12 protein-coding genes are annotated in these 18049 nt (G+C 58.5%); 7 read left to right on the forward strand and 5 right to left on the reverse strand.

Annotated features, from left to right (window positions below; all coding sequences use genetic code 11):
* Nucleotides 1-31: 31 nt before the first annotated feature.
* From mdtD to yccS, 4 genes are all read left to right on the forward strand, one after another.
* Nucleotides 32-1426 carry a multidrug transporter subunit MdtD gene (gene mdtD / locus Q6A51_RS11390; RefSeq protein ID WP_201018277.1) on the forward strand — a complete coding sequence of 465 codons (1395 nt, stop codon included), beginning with the start codon at nt 32-34 and terminating at the stop codon, nt 1424-1426.
* A 150-nt stretch (nt 1427-1576) separates the two neighbouring features.
* On the forward strand, nt 1577-2956 hold the full coding sequence (dbpA, locus tag Q6A51_RS11395) for an ATP-dependent RNA helicase DbpA (protein WP_201018278.1): 1380 nt from the start codon (nt 1577-1579) through the stop codon (nt 2954-2956).
* Nucleotides 2957-3024: 68 nt separating this feature from the next.
* Nucleotides 3025-4203, forward strand: a complete 1179-nt coding sequence (locus tag Q6A51_RS11400; protein WP_304574832.1) for a BaiN/RdsA family NAD(P)/FAD-dependent oxidoreductase — start codon at nt 3025-3027, stop codon at nt 4201-4203.
* Between the two features lie 124 nt (nt 4204-4327).
* Complete coding sequence (yccS, locus tag Q6A51_RS11405) at nt 4328-6523, forward strand: YccS family putative transporter (protein ID WP_201001603.1); 2196 nt, start codon at nt 4328-4330, stop codon at nt 6521-6523.
* On the opposite strand, the gene Q6A51_RS11410 is transcribed toward yccS, so the two are convergent.
* Nucleotides 6489-7241: a substrate-binding periplasmic protein gene (locus tag Q6A51_RS11410; protein WP_304574833.1), complete on the reverse strand. Its 753-nt coding sequence runs from the start codon at nt 7239-7241 to the stop codon at nt 6489-6491. The genes yccS and Q6A51_RS11410 overlap by 35 nt on opposite strands.
* 258 nt (nt 7242-7499) lie before the next feature.
* Between Q6A51_RS11410 and Q6A51_RS11415 the strand changes: the two genes are divergently transcribed.
* Nucleotides 7500-7958, forward strand: a complete 459-nt coding sequence (locus Q6A51_RS11415; RefSeq protein WP_304574834.1) for a GNAT family N-acetyltransferase — start codon at nt 7500-7502, stop codon at nt 7956-7958.
* Between the two features lie 12 nt (nt 7959-7970).
* Here the strand turns inward: Q6A51_RS11415 and Q6A51_RS11420 are convergent, their stop codons facing one another.
* The 3 genes from Q6A51_RS11420 to Q6A51_RS11430 are packed head-to-tail and all read right to left on the reverse strand — an operon-like array spanning nt 7971 to nt 10988.
* Nucleotides 7971-8267 carry a winged helix-turn-helix domain-containing protein gene (locus tag Q6A51_RS11420; RefSeq protein ID WP_201018281.1) on the reverse strand — a complete coding sequence of 99 codons (297 nt, stop codon included), beginning with the start codon at nt 8265-8267 and terminating at the stop codon, nt 7971-7973.
* A 25-nt stretch (nt 8268-8292) separates the two neighbouring features.
* Nucleotides 8293-8820 carry a M48 metallopeptidase family protein gene (locus Q6A51_RS11425; protein ID WP_201001596.1) on the reverse strand — a complete coding sequence of 176 codons (528 nt, stop codon included), beginning with the start codon at nt 8818-8820 and terminating at the stop codon, nt 8293-8295.
* Nucleotides 8821-8861: 41 nt separating this feature from the next.
* Nucleotides 8862-10988 carry a two-component system response regulator gene (locus tag Q6A51_RS11430; RefSeq protein WP_304574835.1) on the reverse strand — a complete coding sequence of 709 codons (2127 nt, stop codon included), beginning with the start codon at nt 10986-10988 and terminating at the stop codon, nt 8862-8864.
* Between the two features lie 309 nt (nt 10989-11297).
* Between Q6A51_RS11430 and Q6A51_RS11435 the strand changes: the two genes are divergently transcribed.
* Nucleotides 11298-11969, forward strand: a complete 672-nt coding sequence (locus Q6A51_RS11435) for a polysaccharide lyase family 7 protein (protein ID WP_201001594.1) — start codon at nt 11298-11300, stop codon at nt 11967-11969.
* A 69-nt stretch (nt 11970-12038) separates the two neighbouring features.
* On the opposite strand, the gene putP is transcribed toward Q6A51_RS11435, so the two are convergent.
* Nucleotides 12039-13526, reverse strand: coding sequence for a sodium/proline symporter PutP (gene putP, locus Q6A51_RS11440; RefSeq protein WP_201001593.1), 1488 nt, complete (start codon nt 13524-13526; stop codon nt 12039-12041).
* A 455-nt stretch (nt 13527-13981) separates the two neighbouring features.
* On the opposite strand from putP, the gene putA reads away from it, so the two are divergent.
* Entirely contained in the window at nt 13982-17935 is a 3954-nt protein-coding gene (putA, locus tag Q6A51_RS11445; RefSeq protein ID WP_304574836.1) for a trifunctional transcriptional regulator/proline dehydrogenase/L-glutamate gamma-semialdehyde dehydrogenase, read from the forward strand.
* Nucleotides 17936-18049: the final 114 nt, after the last annotated feature.

The following is an 18049-nucleotide window of genomic DNA, read 5'->3' on the forward strand; positions in this document are numbered from 1 at the left end:
TTCATTCGCGCACAACATCACAGGGAACGACATGCCGCACCTGGACGAAAAAACCCTGCGCTGGATGCCTTGGGTCATCGCCATCGCCTTCTTCATGCAAAGCCTGGACGGGACAATCCTCAACACGGCGCTGCCGTCCATGGCCCGTTCGCTGGAAGAAGATCCGCTGCGCATGCAGTCGGTGGTCATTGCCTACATGTTGACCATCGCCCTGCTGATTCCCGCTTCGGGGTGGATTGCCGATCGCTTCGGCATCAAACGCATCTTTTTCAGCGCCATCCTCTTGTTCAGCTTCGGCTCGTTGCTGTGCGCACTGTCCAACTCGCTGAACATGCTGGTGGCAGCACGGATCATTCAGGGGCTTGGCGGCGCGTTGATGCTGCCTATCGGGCGCTTGATCGTATTACGCGCCTACCCACGCTCGGAACTGGTGCGGATCATGGGCTTCATTACCGTGCCCGGCCTGTTGGGTCCGTTGCTCGGGCCGACCATGGGCGGCTGGATGGTCGAGTATTTCAGTTGGCACTGGATCTTCCTGATCAATATTCCGGTGGGTTTGCTGGGCTGCTATGCGGTCAAGCATTTCATCCCGGATATCCCAGGCGGCGGGCGCACACGTTTCGACGGCACAGGATTCATTCTGTTCGGAGCCTCGATGGTGCTGATCACCATTGCGCTGGAAGGCCTGGGCGAGCTGCACCTGCCGCACATGCGCGTGGTCTTGCTGCTGTTCGCCGGCCTGGGCTGTCTGGCGGCCTACTGGCTGCGGGCCGGGCATGTAGAGTTTCCACTCTTTGCACCGTCGTTGTTTCGCACCCGGACCTTTGCGGTGGGCATCCTGGGCAATCTGTTTGCGCGACTGGGCAGTGGCGCCCTGCCGTTTCTGGTGCCCTTGCTGCTGCAGATCCCGCTGGGTTATTCACCGGCGCAGGCCGGCATGAGCATGCTGCCGCTGGCCGCCGCCGGAATGTTCGCCAAAACCGTGGCCCGCTGGCTGATCGAACTGCTGGGGTATCGCACCATCCTGACCGGCAACACGCTGCTGCTTGGAATACTGCTGGCGACCCTGGCGCTGGTGGACACTCAAACCCCGTACTGGGTGCTGCTTGTCCATCTGGCCCTGCTGGGCGCAGTGAACGCCTTGCAGTTCACCGCCATGAACACCGTGACCCTGATCGACCTGGACGACGCCAGCACCGCCAGTGGCAACAGCCTGCTGTCGGTCGTCGCGCAATTGTCACTGAGCCTGGGCGTGGCATCCGCTGCCGCCCTGCTGGGCGGCTTTACCGATGACGTGGCCACGGGCGAAGTCAGCAGTGTGCTGGGGGCTTTTCAACTGACCTTCCTGAGCGTGGGAGTACTGGCGATGTTTGCGGCGGGGATATTTCTGCAACTGCCTGCGCAGGAAGGTAAGAAATTGAGATAAAGGGAGTAGGAGCGAATTCATTCGCGAATGACTGTTTTCGCGAATGAATTCGCTCCTACAGTTTGCTGCGCCATTTATCGACATTGCCATCTGAGCTGGCCTTACGACCTGATACACTGCGCGACATTTTTGTTTTGCAGGTCCTCTGTCGTGACTAACACCGCTTTCAACACTTTGCCCCTGTCCGCTGCCATGCTGGCTAACCTGGAGTCGCTTGGTTATGCCGAGATGACGCCGATTCAGGCGCAAAGCCTGCCGGTGATTCTCAAGGGCATGGACCTGATCGCTCAGGCCAAGACCGGCAGCGGCAAGACCGCCGCCTTTGGTATCGGGCTGCTGAACCCGATCAATCCGCGCTTCTTCGGTTGCCAGGCGCTGGTGATGTGCCCGACACGCGAGCTGGCCGATCAGGTGGCCAAGGAAATTCGCCGTCTGGCACGCTCCGAAGACAACATCAAAGTGCTGACCCTTTGTGGCGGCGTGCCTTTCGGGCCGCAGATCGGTTCGCTGGAGCATGGCGCGCACATCATCGTCGGCACGCCGGGCCGTATCCAGCAGCATTTGCGCAAGGGCTCGCTGGTACTGGACGGGCTGAACACGCTGATCCTCGATGAAGCCGACCGCATGCTGGACATGGGCTTCTACGACGCCATCGCCGACATCATCGAACAGACTCCGCAACGTCGCCAGACCCTGCTGTTCTCGGCCACCTACCCGGTCGGTATCAAGCAACTGGCGTCCAAATTCATGCGTGATCCACAGACCGTCAAGGTCGAAGCGCTGCATGCCGACAGCCAGATCGAGCAGATTTTCTACGAAATCTCCCCGGAGCAACGTCTGGAAGCGGTGGTCAAGGTGCTTGGGCATTTCCGCCCGACTTCCTGTGTCGCGTTCTGCTTCACCAAGCAGCAGGTCCAGGAAGTGGTCGACCACCTGACCGCCAAGGGCATGTCCGCCGTGGGCCTGCATGGCGACCTGGAGCAGCGTGATCGTGATCAGGTACTGGCGATGTTCGCCAACCGCAGCACTTCGGTACTGGTCGCCACCGACGTCGCAGCCCGCGGTCTGGATATCGATGCACTGGACATGGTCATCAACGTTGAGCTGGCCCGCGACTCGGAAATCCACATCCACCGTGTCGGTCGTACCGGGCGTGCGGGCGAGACAGGTATTGCCGTCAGCCTCGTGGCCCCTTCGGAAAGCCAGCGTGCCCGCGCCATCGAAGAGCTGCAGAAGGCTCCGTTGAACTGGCAGCAGTACGACAACCTGAGCGTCAAGGAAGGCGGCAAGTTGCTGCCTGCCATGACAACCCTGTGCATCGGCTCGGGTCGCAAGGACAAGCTGCGTCCGGGCGATATTCTGGGTGCATTGACGGGCGAGGCCGGTGTTCCGGGCGCGCAGGTCGGCAAGATCGCCATCTTCGACTTCCAGGCCTATGTGGCCGTCGAGCGCAGCATCGCCAAACAGGCGCTGGAGCGTTTGAACAATGGCAAGATCAAGGGCAAGTCGTTGCGGGTTCGTATCTTGTAAAAAGCGTCGCGGGCAAGCCCCCTCCCACAGGTTGAACACTATTCCCGGCTCCACACGAGGACCATGCTGTGCCCGTTACTGACGTTGTAATCATTGGCGCTGGCGCCGCAGGTTTGATGTGTGCGCTCACCGCCGCAGGTCGTGGGCGCAAGGTGATGCTGATCGATCACGCCAACAAGCCGGGCAAGAAGATTCTCATGTCCGGTGGCGGGCGCTGCAACTTCACCAACATGTACACGGAGCCGGGCAATTTTCTGTCGCAGAACCCGCACTTCTGCAAGTCGGCACTGGCCCGCTATACCCAGTGGGACTTCATCGCCATGGTCGCCAAGCATGGCGTTCCGTACCACGAGAAGAAGCTGGGCCAGTTGTTCTGCGATAACAAGTCCAGCGACATTCTCGAAATGCTCCTCGAAGAGTGCCGACAGGCCGGTGCCAGCCTGCACATGGACACTTCCGTGCAGCAGATCGAAAAGACTGAAACCGGCTATAGCCTGGAAACCACCCTTGGCACCTTGAGCTGCGAATCGCTGGTAATCGCCACCGGCGGTCTGTCGATCCCGACGCTGGGGGCCACAGGTTTCGGCTATCAGGTCGGCAAGCAATTCGGCCATACGCTGCTGCCGACTCGCGCCGGGCTGGTGCCGTTCACCATTACCGACCAGCTCAAGGAACTGTGCAGCGAGCTGTCGGGAACCTCAGTGGATTGTCTGGTCAGCTGCAATGACATGAGCTTTCGCGAGAACATCCTGTTTACCCACCGTGGCCTCAGTGGCCCGGCAATCCTGCAGATCTCGTCGTTCTGGCAGCCGGGCGACTGCGTGGAAATCAACCTGCTGCCCGATCACGACGTCCCGAACTGGCTGACCGAGCAGCAAGCCGAACGCCCGAACAGCGAGTTGAAGACCCTGCTAGGGGAAATCTTCACCAAGAAGATGGCCAACCTGATTGCCGAGCACTGGTTCGTTTCCAAGCCGATGAAGCAGTACACCCATGCAGAACTGGCCGGGATCGCTGAAAAGCTGGCGGGCTGGCAGGTCGTGCCAGCCGGCACCGAAGGCTATCGAACCGCCGAGGTTACGCTGGGCGGGATCGATACCCGTGAAGTGTCTTCCAAGACCATGGAATCGCTGAAATCGCCTGGGCTGTATTTCGTGGGTGAAGTGCTGGATGTGAGCGGCCATCTGGGCGGCTTCAATTTTCAGTGGGCCTGGGCATCGGCTTATGCGGCGGCCCAATACGTCTGACAGACAGGACGTAGCTCACAGCGGGCAATAATTTTTTTCCCAAGCGGATGTACAGGCCAGCCTCGGGCCTGTACATATCTTTCTGCGGGATCGATCAATTGCGAACAAGGCCGTCAGCTCATTCATGGCATCAAAATCTCTGCGTCATACACTCCGTCGGTTATGGGCGCTGGACAAGTTCAGCTATAGCGTTCGAGTCTTTATCGCGCTGACCGGCAGCATGGCGCTGTGTTGGTATCAAAATGAAATGGGCCTGTTGATTCCCCTGTTCCTGGGGATTATCGCCTGCGCCCTGGCCGAAACCGATGACAGCTGGCAAGGCCGTCTCAATGCGCTGGCTGTGACGCTGGTGTGTTTCAGCATTGCCGCGCTGGCCGTCGAACTCCTGTTTCCCTATCCCTGGCTGTTCGTTTGCGCGCTGGCCCTGGCCAGTTTCTGCCTGACCATGCTCGGGGCGCTGGGCGAGCGCTATGGTGCGATTGCCTATGGAACACTGATTCTGTCGGTCTACACCATGATTGGCGTGGACCAGCGCGGTGGCGAGGTTCTCGATTTCTGGCATGAACCGATGCTGCTGGTGGCGGGCGCGGCCTGGTACGGCTTGCTGTCGGTGTTATGGCAGATGCTGTTTTCCAACCAGCCGGTCCAGCAAGCGCTGGCACGGCTGTTTCGCGAACTTGGGCTGTACCTCAAGCTCAAGTCGACCCTGTTCGAGCCGATTCGCACCCTCAATGTGGAAGAACGACGCCTGGAACTGGCCAAACAGAACGGCCGGGTCGTTGCCGCGCTGAACACCACCAAGGAAATCATCTTGCATCGGGTCGGCAATGGCCGGCCCGGCTCGAAAGTCAGCCGTTATCTGAAGCTGTACTTCATCGCACAGGACATTCACGAGCGCGCCAGCTCTTCGCATTACCCGTACAACTCGCTGGCCGAAGCGTTTTTCCACAGCGATGTGCTGTTCCGCTGCCAGCGTCTGCTGCGCCAGCAGGGCGTGGCCTGTCAGGCGTTGTCCGAATCCATCCAGTTACGCCAGCCGTTTGTCTACGACCCAAGCTTTGCCGAAGCAATGGAGGACCTGCGCGCTTCCCTTGAGCACTTGCGCATCCAGAGCAACCCGGCGTGGCGCAGTCTGTTGCGCTCCTTGCGGGCACTGGCGGCCAACCTTGAAACCCTGGATCGCCTGATCAGCGATGCCAGCAACCCGGACGCCTTGGCCGATGCGACCGACAGCAGCCTGCTGGACCGTTCGCCGCGCAATCTCAAGGACGTCTGGACACGCCTGCGCCTGCAAATGACGCCGACCTCGCTGCTGTTTCGTCATGCCTTGCGCCTGCCGCTGGCCCTGACGGTGGGTTACGCCATGGTGCATCTGATCCACCCTTCACAAGGCTACTGGATCATCCTGACCACCGTTTTCGTCTGCCAGCCAAGTTACGGCGCGACCCGGCGCAAGCTGGTGCAAAGGATCATCGGCACCGCTCTTGGCCTGACCGTGGGCTGGGCGCTTTTCGATCTGGTGACCAACCCGGTCCTGCAATCGATGTGTGCTGTGCTGGCGGGCGTGGTGTTCTTCGTCAACCGCACAACGCGCTACACCCTCTCGACCGCAGCGATCACGGTGATGGTGCTGTTCTGCTTCAATCAGGTGGGCGATGGCTACGGGTTATTCCTGCCGCGCCTGTTCGATACCCTGCTGGGCAGCCTGATTGCCGGGCTTGCGGTATTCCTGTTCCTGCCTGACTGGCAAGGGCGCAAGCTGAACAAGGTGCTGGCCAATACCCTGAGCTGCAACAGCACCTACCTGCGCCAGATCATGCAGCAATACGCCAAGGGCAAGAGCGACGACCTGGCTTATCGTCTGGCACGACGCAATGCGCACAATGCCGATGCGGCGCTCTCCACGACGCTGGCGAACATGCTGATGGAGCCTGGGCACTTCCGCAAGGAAGCCGACGTGGGCTTTCGCTTCCTGGTGCTGTCGCACACGCTGCTGAGTTATCTCTCGGGGCTGGGCGCGCATCGCGATACACAACTGCCCAGCGATGTCCACGAACAGCTCATCGATGGTGCAGGCGCGGCACTGGCGACCAGCATTGATGAAATCGCCCAGAGCCTGGCCGAAAAGAAACCGGTAGCCGTGCAGAACGATGTGGAAGAAGAGCTGGCCACCCAACTGGAACAGATGCCCGACGAACTGGACGAAAGCCAGCGACTGGTACAAACGCAACTGGCCTTGATCTATCGCCAGCTGGCGCCACTACGCACACTGGCGGCGCATTTGATCAAAGGGCCGGAGGCAACAGACCGTGCCGTCTGAGTAGTTCGTCGTAGGTGCCATCTGCTTTCATGCACGCGATTTCCCGGTCAAAACCGGCAACGATTTCCGCATGCCTGGGGTTCTTCAGGCTGACCAGAATATGCAGGCTGTTCTCGCTCAACGAATCCGGCAGGAATTCCAGGCGGTTGCGCACCTCGTCAGGCTCGTTGGCAAGGCTGTAGCGGGCCACGAACTCATCTTCCAGAGCCAGATCAACACGCCCGGCAGCCAGCATGTTCGCAGCCATCGAAAAATTGTGGACCGGTACTTTTTTCAGCGCCGGGTCATTATCGAACGCCGGGTAGTAGGCATAACCGCGCACCACCGCAATGATGTACTTATGCAGTTGAGCAAGGTTCGAGGTATCGATATCCGAGCCTTTGCGCTTTAGAAAGCGCACACGATTGACCAGATACTCGGCAGAAAACTGGCCAACCCGCGTGCGCTCTTGATTGAACCAGGCATTGATCAGCACATCATTGCGCCCCTCGGCGATACCATGCATCGCCCGCGCCCAGGGGACCTGCTCGTATACCGTTCGATACCCGGCACGCTGCAAGGCGGTCCTCACGATATCGGTCGCCAGACCGTCGTTGAGCAGTGCGTCATCAGTGAAGGGAGGCCAGGCATCGGCGACCAGGCGCAACTTCTCCTCTGCGCCGGCCTGAGCGATCAACAGTAACCCCAGCAACCCAATGGCTTGAAGCAATCGCGACATGCTTGAATTCCCCAGGTGGGCAGCATGCCCGATCCAGACTGACAGCCGTTGACCAACACCGACACTTGAATCCTGACCTGTATTGAAGACCCAATCCCGCCAGGAAACAACCCAGATGAATGTTGCATATATACGATTGATCCAGAAAATATTTTGCCTCACATGGGCCAGAGCCACCGATGGACATCACGGCGTTTTATTGGGAATGCGGCCGGATGCGTTTAGAATTCCTTTCTGGTTTATCTGCGAGTCAAAAACATGCCTATCAAATGGATCTGCAAACACCATACCGACCTGAGCATCGAACAGCTTTATGCCGTTCTGAAACTGCGCTCCGAGGTGTTCGTGGTCGAGCAGCAGTGCGTGTATCAGGATGTTGATGGTCTGGACCTGACAGGCGATACCTGCCATTTGATGGCCTGGCAAGGAAGTAAGCTGGTGGCTTACCTGCGTTTGCTGGACCCGATCCAGCAAGGCGGCGATGTCACCATTGGCCGCGTGGTGACCGCACCGTCGATTCGCAGCAAAGGCATGGGCCATGAACTGATGGTGCAGGCGCTGGATCATGCAGAAAAGAAATGGCCCGACCAGCCCATCTATCTGTCGGCGCAAGCGCATTTGCAGGGCTACTACAGCCGCTACGGCTTCAACGCGGTCGGCGAGGTGTATCTGGAAGACGATATCCCGCACATCGGCATGCGCCGCGATCTCGAATAAAGCAGAACGCCCTCAGGGATAACCCAGCACGGATTTGATATTGGCCAGATTCCGGGTTATCCAGTCGCTGTCGATCGCACCCCAGTCACGAATCCGGTAGTGCCCTGCATGGTTGCGGGCGCCTTCCTGTTGCTCGAATTCGCATTCGATATCAAGGTCGGCCAGTGCGGCGATGGTGTCCTGGGCCGTACGGCGCGGCATGCCGGTGACCTCCGTCAACTCGGGCACCGTGCTGGCGATCTGGCGGTCGATCAGATAAGCCACATACAGGCGCCGATAAAAACTGCTTTTGGTCTTGCTGACATCCATCTTCAAATCCTTGTTGGCACGATATTCAGCTTGTCGATCTGGCGCCTGCCTGCAGATCGCGATATGTCAGATAAACCCGCAAGTCGAATTCCAGCTGGTGATAGCCGGGCTGCATGTACTCACACAACTGGTAGAACGCCTTGTTGTGATCGGACTCCTTGAAGTGAGCCAGCTCATGCACCACGATCATTCGCAAGAACTGCGGCGCCGCCTCCTTGAACAGCGCAGCGACGCGGATCTCCTTCTTGGCCTTGAGCTTGCCGCCCTGCACTCGCGAAACCGTGGTGTGTAAACCGAGCGCGCGATGAGTCAGGTCGAGACGGTTATCGAACAGCACCTTGTCGATAGGCGGCGCATTGCGCAGATGTTCCTGCTTCAAGGCCAGGGCATAGGCATACAGCGCCTTGTCACTCTGGATCTGATGCCGCTCCGAATAGCGCTGTTGCAGATAATCGCCCAGTTTGTCCTGCGCAATCAGTTGCCGCACCTGATCCTGAAGGGACGCAGGATAGGCTTGCAGGTATTTGAGCGGAGCAAGAGCTGAAGCAGTCATGGGGCCGTGACAAATGATTCAAAGGCGCCAGTCTACCGTAATCAGGCCAGCAGCCTCGACCAGTCATAGCGCTGAGGGAAAGACAGGGTGTCTCCGGCATCCAGCGGATAGGCCACCAGAAAACCCTGAATGACCTGGCAACCGTTGTTGACCAGCCACTCATACTGCTGGAGAGTCTCGACCCCTTCGGCAATCACCAATATGTCCAGGTTGCGGCACAGATCGATGATGCTGCGCGCCAGAACGGCATCGCGAGGCGAATCGAGCAGGTCGGCGATGAAGTGCCGGTCAAGCTTCAGGGTATCGAGCTGAAGATTGCGCAAGTGCGACAGCGAACAATCGCCCACACCGAAATCATCCAGCGCCACGCGCACACCGATATCGCGCAGTTGCTGTAATTGCTTGTGGCTGTGGCTCAGGTTGTTCACCAGCGAAGCTTCAGTGATCTCAACTTCCAGCTGGCCAGGCTGCAATTCAAAGCGCTCTATTGCCCGCCTCAGCTCCGCGGCCAGATTGGGCATGCAGAATTGTGTCGGGCTGATACTGACACTGACTACCAGATCGGAGGTAAAGACCCGACCCCACGTCTGGCGCTGCTCAGCGCTCTGATCGAAGATCCAGCTGCCCAGCCGGTTGATAAGCCGCGTTTCCTCCAGCAAGGGGATAAACAGGGCGGGCGGCACTTCTCCGACACTCGCGTGCTGCCAGCGCAACAGGGCTTCAAAGCCGCGCAGCCGTCCATCGGCGACGTAGACCTGAGGCTGATAGACCACAGAGAAGTTCTTGCCGTCGATGGCGTTGCGCACACTGTCTTCGAGCATCAGGCGCGAACGCGCACGACCGTTCATGTTCTGGTCATAGAACCGATACTGCTGGCGCCCTGCTCGCTTGGCTTCGTACATGGCGATATCCGCAGCTCGCAGCAAGCCATCGAGGTTGGAGCCACATTCAGGGTAGGTCGCAATTCCGATACTGACGCCCAAGGCAATATCAACACCGTCAACCTGACGCCTGACCGATACACGCTCGATAAGCTTTTCAGCCACCTTTGCAGCCTGTTCGGGATAGTCGAAGCCGTCGATCACCACGGTAAATTCGTCGCCGCCCATACGCGCCAGAACATCGTAGGGGCGCAGGCAATCCTTGAGCTGCCCAGCCACCCAGAGCAGGACCTGGTCGCCAGCATCATGGCCAAGCGAGTCATTGATCTGCTTGAAGCCGTCCAGATCCAGATACAGCACGACCAGATACTTGTCCGCATGCTCGTTGCGCAACAGCATCCCTTCAACAGCCTGATAGAAACCACGGCGGTTGAGCAGCCCGGTCAAGGCATCGGTAACGGCCTGCTGTTCGAGCTGGTTATACAGGTCGCGCACCACCGACATATCGAGAATGGTCAGCACCATTGCCTTTTGTTCACAAGGCAATGGCGCGCAAGACAGCGCCACAGGCAACTGGCCGCCCTCGACAGTGCACAAGACAGCATCATGTACGCGATAAGTGTCAGCCTGGCGATAGTGCTTGTAGAAGTCAGACTCCTGCCAGCTCTCGACCCCAGGTTCCAACACATAATCCAGCACGCTGGTCCCGCACAGTTGCTCGACAGTGGCATTGAGCAAACGGCAGATGGCCGGGTTGGCGAAACTGATAATGCCGCACTCATCGATCACCACAATGCCTTCAGCCACATTGGCCAGTACCGATGCATTGAACGCTCTTGCGCTCTCCAGCTCCAGAGTGAGCTTTTGCAAGGCACGACGATTGCGCTGCTGCTCCAGCAAGGCCTGAACCTTGGGCTTCAGCACGTTCGGGTCAAAGGGTTTGAACAGATAATCGACGGCACCGCTCGCATAGCCCTTGTGGACTGAAGCCGGGCTCTGCTCGTTGGCAGTAAGGAAGATGATCGGGGTCAAGCGCGTCCTCTGGCTGCCACGCATCAAACGTGCAACTTCGAATCCATCCATGTCAGGCATCTGCACATCCAGCAGAACCAGATCCACCTCCTGCTCAAGAAGCACCGTCAGCGCTTCGACTCCTGAACTGGCCGTGACAATGCGCCAGTCCGTGCGCTGCAGGACTGCGCACATCGTCACCAGGTTTTCAGGGTAGTCATCAACAACCAGAAGAACCGAAGAGCCATCATTGGGCTTGGATTGCACGCATTCCATGCTGCTTCTCTACTTGTGTGGGAGACGCCTGTTACAAAAAACCGTATCCAATCTGTATCAACTTTAGTCGCTCCTGAAAAAAGCAGCAGCAAGGCAGCTCATTGCCACCACAAAAGTTCCACATAACCGACTAACGGTATATTCCTACAGGCCATATAAATTCTGTCCTACAAGAAAAGTGACAGCACTTTGACGTCATTAGTTCGATCTCCAAGCATTAACAAATGCGCTTTCAAATCGTATAAGAACTGCCCGAACCCTCTGAATAGAGACTTCCGATAGTCGCATGAATATTTCTGGAAGCACAAAATGATAGATCTTGGATCCTGGAACCTCAGCATTCCGGTGGGCTCACCCCCCAAAACCATCGAAACCTCGCAACTGCGCCAAGGCTATGACGGCAAGTATTTCGAGTCGCACTCGGAATACATTTTCTTCTGGTCGCCCGTCACCGGGTCGCGCACCGAAAATGCCAAATACCCACGCAGCGAGCTGCGCGAGACGTGGTCTGACGGCACGTTGCACAACTGGCTGTACCCCGAAGCGGACAATTTTCTGAATGCGACCCTGGAGGTCAATCAGGTCCCGTCATCCGGCAAGATCGTGATTGGCCAGATACACGCCTACGACAGCACCGAGCCGATGCTGAAGGTCGAGTATCAGTACAAGACCAAAACCCAGACCGGCAATATCGTGGTGAAAGTTCGCAAACGCTTCGATGATGACGAAAGCAAAGTCATCAAGATTGCCGAAGGTGTTCCACTCAATGAGAAATTCAAATACATCATCCACCTGAGCCCCGGTGGTGAATTGAGTGTCAGTGCAAGAGATGTGAACTGGAGCACATCCATCAGCTCTTCCTGGAGTACAAAACCACTGTATTTCAAGGCTGGCGTATATACCCAGGACAACTCCGGCTACAGCACTGAAGGCGGAAAAGCCACGTTTTATAATCTGGATATCGATCACAACAAGATCTGATATGTACACCGCCTAAAAGAAAAGGCCCGCACTCAATGGGCGGGCCTCTTTCATCTCAGGACAAACCGATCAACGGGCAGCCTTGAACTCTTTCTCGGCAGCGATGAAACGCTCTTGCATCGAAGTCGACGGGCCTTTGCCAATCAGGCTGAAGAGCACAATCGCGAGGCTGGCGAAGATAAAGCCCGGCACGATTTCGTACAGGCCGATGGTGCTGAACTGTTTCCAGAGCACCACGGTTACTGCACCGACGACCACGCCAGCCAGCGCGCCATTGCGGGTCATGCCTTTCCACATCACCGAAATCAGCACCACCGGCCCGAATGCCGCGCCGAACCCGGCCCAGGCGTAGCTCACCAGACCCAATACGCGGTTTTCAGGGTTGGCGGCCAGCAGAATGGCAATCAAAGCCACCAGCAACACCATCGCCCGACCAACCCAGACCAGTTCAAGCTGCGAAGCGTTCTTGCGCAGATACGCCTTGTAGAAGTCTTCGGTCAGGGCACTGGAGCACACCAGCAACTGGCAGCTCAGGGTGCTCATCACAGCCGCAAGAATCGCGGACAGCAGCACACCGGCAATCCATGGGTTGAACAGCAGCTTCGCCAGCTCGATGAACACCCGCTCCGGGTTCTCGGTCACAGGCCCGGCCACATCCGGGTTCGCCGCGAAGTAAGCGATACCGAAGAAACCCACCGCAACCGCACCGGCCAGACACAGGATCATCCAGGTCATGGAGATACGACGGGCATTGGCAATCGATTTGACCGAATCAGCCGCCATGAAGCGCGCCAGGATATGCGGCTGACCGAAATAGCCCAGGCCCCAGGCCAACAGTGAAACGACACCGATGAAGGTGGTGTTCTTGAACATGTCGAAACTGGTCGGGTTCTGGGCTTCGATGGCCAGGAACGTTGTGTCGATGCCGCCGGTCGCCAGCAAGGCGATGATCGGCGTGAGAATCAGCGCGAAGATCATCAGCGTGGCCTGAACCGTATCCGTCCAGCTCACCGCCAGGAAACCACCCACGAAGGTGTAGATGATGGTTGCTGCCGCGCCCGCCCACAACGAAGTGGCGTAGGACATGCCGAAAGTGCTCTCGAACAGACGCGCGCCCGCCACGATGCCCGAAGCACAATAGATGGTGAAGAACACCAGAATCACGATGGCCGAGATAATACGCAGCACGCCGCTATTGTCTTCGAAACGGCTGCTGAAGTAATCCGGGAGGGTCAACGCATCACCGTTGTACTCGGTTTGCACACGCAGACGACCAGCTACGAACAGCCAGTTCAGGTAAGCACCGGCTATCAGACCGATGGCGATCCAGCTTTCCGACAGACCGGACATGTAGATGGCACCGGGCAAGCCCATCAGCAGCCAGCCGCTCATGTCCGAAGCACCCGCCGAAAGAGCGGTCACCACGCTGCCGAGGCTGCGTCCGCCAAGGATGTAATCGGAGAGGTTGTTGGTGGAGCGATAGGCCATGAGACCGATCAGCACCATAGCTGCGATATAGATCACGAAGGTGATCAGGGTAGGGTTGTTGAAGCTCATGAGTTCTGCCTTGGCATTGTTTTTATGAAACGCCCGATACTCAGGGGAAGTCGGTTACCGAACCTGTTATCCATGCCTGTGTATCCGACGCAGCGCTGGCTGAGATTTCCGCAAGGAAGCAGCCACTGAACGACTCGCTAACGGTTGCACCGTGGCTGCGAATCCTATTAGACAAACTGAAAAAGGTGCAACCAAATTAAACGAATCAGTTGCACCTTCTGCAAAATGATCATTGCACTGTGATTTCCGCCCCATTTTGAAGCGGCAAATGACGCTTACGCAAAAGAAAACGCACCAGAATCACTCATTTGTCCCGTATAGCGGGGCCTCAAGAGAAATAGCCTTGAAATATTCCGCAAAAAACAGGTTGCACCCGGTTGCACCTTTACCGGAGCAAAGCTAACCTGCGCCAAAGCCGAAGCCACGCACTAGAGTGGCGACAATGAGGACAAGACATGGCCACCACCACTCTGGGCGTCAAGCTTGACGACCTGACCCGCGAGCGATTGAAAGCAGCCGCGCAATCCATCGACCGTACGCCGCACTGGTTGATCAAGCAGGCAATCTTCAATTACCTGGAAAAGCTGGAGAGTGGTGCAACCCTGCAGGAACTCAATGGCCAGGGCAGCAAGGACGGCGATGAAAGCGGCGAGTTGCCGGCCGACACGAGCTATCAGAGTTTCCTGGAGTTTGCCGAAAGCATCCTGCCGCAATCGGTGCTGCGCGCCGCCATTACCGCCGCCTACCGTCGCCCCGAGCAGGAAGTGGTCCCCATGCTGCTGGAGCAGGCCCGCCTGCCCGCACCCATGGCCGAAGCCACCCACAAGCTGGCGGCCTCCATTGCCGAAAAACTGCGCAACCAGAAGAGCGCGAGCGGTCGCGCCGGAATCGTTCAAGGGCTGCTGCAAGAGTTCTCGCTCTCTTCCCAGGAAGGAGTGGCATTGATGTGTCTGGCCGAAGCATTGCTGCGCATCCCGGACAAAGGCACTCGCGATGCATTGATCCGCGACAAGATCAGCAACGGCAACTGGCAGCCGCATCTGGGCAACAGCCCGTCGCTGTTCGTCAACGCCGCGACCTGGGGCCTGTTGCTGACCGGCAAACTGGTTTCCACCCATAACGAAACAGGCCTCTCCTCGTCCCTGAGCCGCATCATCGGCAAGAGCGGCGAGCCCATGATCCGCAAGGGCGTGGACATGGCCATGCGTTTGATGGGCGAGCAGTTCGTGACTGGCGAAACCATTGGCGAAGCCCTCGCCAACGCCAGTCGCTTTGAGGCCAAAGGCTTTCGCTACTCCTATGACATGCTGGGTGAGGCAGCGCTTACCGAGCATGATGCGCAGAAGTACCTGGCCTCCTACGAGCAGGCCATACATTCCATCGGCAAGGCTTCTCACGGCCGCGGCATTTATGAAGGCCCGGGTATTTCCATCAAGCTGTCGGCGTTGCACCCTCGCTACAGCCGCGCTCAATACGAGCGCGTGATGGAAGAACTGTATCCGCGCCTGCTGTCGCTGACCCTGCTGGCCAAGCAATACGACATCGGCCTGAATATCGATGCTGAGGAAGCCGACCGCCTTGAGCTGTCGCTGGACTTGCTTGAACGTCTTTGCTTCGAGCCGCAACTGACTGGCTGGAACGGTATCGGCTTCGTCATTCAGGCGTACCAGAAACGCTGCCCGTACGTGATCGATTACGTGATCGACCTGGCCCGTCGCAGCCGCCATCGCCTGATGATCCGTCTGGTAAAAGGCGCGTACTGGGACAGCGAAATCAAACGCGCCCAGGTCGAAGGCCTGGAAGGCTATCCGGTCTATACCCGCAAGGTTTATACCGACGTTTCCTACATCGCCTGTGCCCGCAAGTTGCTGGCAGCACCGGAAGTCATCTATCCACAGTTCGCGACCCACAACGCCCATACACTGGCAGCCATTTATCACATCGCCGGTCAGAACTATTACCCCGGCCAGTACGAATTCCAGTGCCTCCATGGCATGGGCGAACCGCTTTACGAACAGGTGGTGGGCAAGGTTGCCGATGGCAAGCTGAACCGTCCGTGCCGTGTGTATGCGCCGGTCGGCACCCATGAAACGTTGCTGGCCTATCTGGTACGGCGCCTGCTGGAAAACGGCGCCAATACCTCGTTCGTCAACCGCATCGCCGACCAGTCGGTCTCGATTCAGGAACTGGTGGCCGACCCGGTCAGCAGCATCGAACGCATGGCGACCCAGGAAGGCAGCTTCGGTCTGCCGCACCCGCGCATTCCATTGCCGCGCGACCTGTATGGCCCGGAGCGTCCCAACTCCAGCGGCATCGACATGGCCAACGAACATCGTCTGGCCTCGCTGTCGTCGGCATTGCTGGCGACCGCACACAACGACTGGAAAGCCGCGCCGCTGCTGGGCTGCCCGGCAAGCGAAGGCACCGCTCAGCCAACCCTGAACCCGTCCGACCAGAGAGACGTGGTAGGCCATGTCCAGGAAGCCTCTCTGGAAGATGTCGATAACGCCATCCAGTGCGCGCTGATTTCAGGCCCTATCTGGCAAGCCACACCGCCAGCCGAGCGTGCCGCCATTCTTGAGCGCGCCGCCGACCTGATGGAAAACGAGATCCAGCCTTTGATGGGCCTGCTGGTCCGCGAAGCAGGCAAGACCTTCGCCAACGCCATTGCCGAAGTTCGCGAAGCCGTGGATTTCCTGCGCTACTACGCCGTTCAGGCCCGCAACAATTTCAGCAACGACACGCATCGCCCGCTCGGGCCGGTGGTCTGTATCAGCCCGTGGAACTTCCCGCTGGCGATTTTCAGCGGTCAGGTCGCAGCGGCATTGGCCGCTGGCAACCCGGTGCTGGCCAAACCTGCCGAACAGACCCCGCTGATCGCGGCCCAGGCCGTGCGCCTGTTGCTTGAAGCCGGTATCCCGGAAGGCGTGCTGCAACTGCTGCCCGGACGCGGTGAAACCGTCGGTGCCCGACTGGTGGGCGACGAGCGCGTCAAAGGCGTGATGTTCACCGGTTCCACCGAAGTGGCGCGCCTGCTGCAACGTAACATTGCCGGGCGTCTCGATGCTCAGGGCCGGCCGATTCCGCTGATCGCCGAAACCGGTGGCCAGAACGCCATGATCGTCGACTCGTCGGCACTGACCGAACAGGTGGTGATCGATATCCTTTCCTCGGCCTTCGACAGCGCCGGCCAACGCTGCTCTGCACTGCGCGTGCTGTGCCTGCAGGAAGACTCCGCCGACCGCGTGATCGAAATGCTCAAGGGAGCCATGGCTGAAAACCGCCTGGGCAACCCGGAACATCTGTCCGTGGATATCGGACCGGTGATCGATGCAGAGGCCAAGGCCGGAATCGAGAAACACATTCAGGGCATGCGCGACAAAGGCCGCACGGTCTATCAGGTGGCAATCGCCAACAGCACGGACCTCAAGCGCGGCACCTATGTGATGCCGACGCTGATCGAACTGGAAAGCTTCGACGAACTGCAACGGGAAATCTTCGGGCCGGTGCTGCACGTGGTTCGCTACAAGCGCAAGGAACTGGACCAGCTTATCGACCAGATCAATGCCACCGGTTACGGCCTGACACTGGGCGTCCACACCCGCATCGACGAAACGATTGCCAAGGTCATCGATAACGTCAATGCCGGTAACGTCTACGTCAACCGCAATATTGTCGGCGCCGTGGTCGGTGTGCAGCCATTCGGTGGCGAAGGCCTGTCGGGCACCGGACCGAAAGCGGGCGGGCCGCTGTATCTGTATCGCCTGTTGTCGACCCGTCCACAGGACGCCATCGAACAATCCTTTGACCGTGGCGACAAGCTGATCGCCCCCGATACTCGTCTGCAGGAAGCACTGGGCAAACCTTTACAAGCCTTGAAAGCCTGGGCCGCCAGCAATCAGCAGTCCGCACTGGATGAGCTGTGCAGCCAGTTTGCCGAGCAATCGCAAAGCGGCATTACCCGCCTGCTGACCGGGCCGACCGGTGAACGCAACAGCTACAGCATCCTGCCGCGTGAACACGTGCTGTGCCTGGCCGATGACGAAACCGACCTGCTGACGCAACTGGCTGCGGTTCTGGCCGTCGGCAGCACCGCCATCTGGCCGGAAACCACGACCAGCAAGCCTCTGCGCAATCGCCTGCCCAAAGAGGTTCAGGCCCGCATCAAGCTGGTTGCGGACTGGAGCAAGGATGACGTGCTGATCGACGCCGTTCTGCACCATGGCGATTCGGACCAGTTGCGTGCCATTTGCGAGCAGGTAGCCCAGCGCTCCGGCGCGATCCTCGGCGTCAACGGCCTGTCACACGGCGAAACCAACGTTGCCCTGGAGCGACTGGTGATCGAACGCGCCTTGAGCGTGAACACCGCCGCAGCGGGAGGTAATGCGAGCCTGATGACGATAGGTTGAGGAAAGCTGCAAGTTTTAAGCGGCAAGTTAAAAGCTTGAAGCTTTTAACTTGTAGCTTGCCGCTTGCCGCTTGCGCCCAATCGCTCCCCTACCATCACCCTTATCAATCATGCT

The sequence above is a fragment of the Pseudomonas serbiensis genome, from assembly GCF_030580745.1.
Lineage (GTDB): Bacteria > Pseudomonadota > Gammaproteobacteria > Pseudomonadales > Pseudomonadaceae > Aquipseudomonas > Aquipseudomonas serbiensis.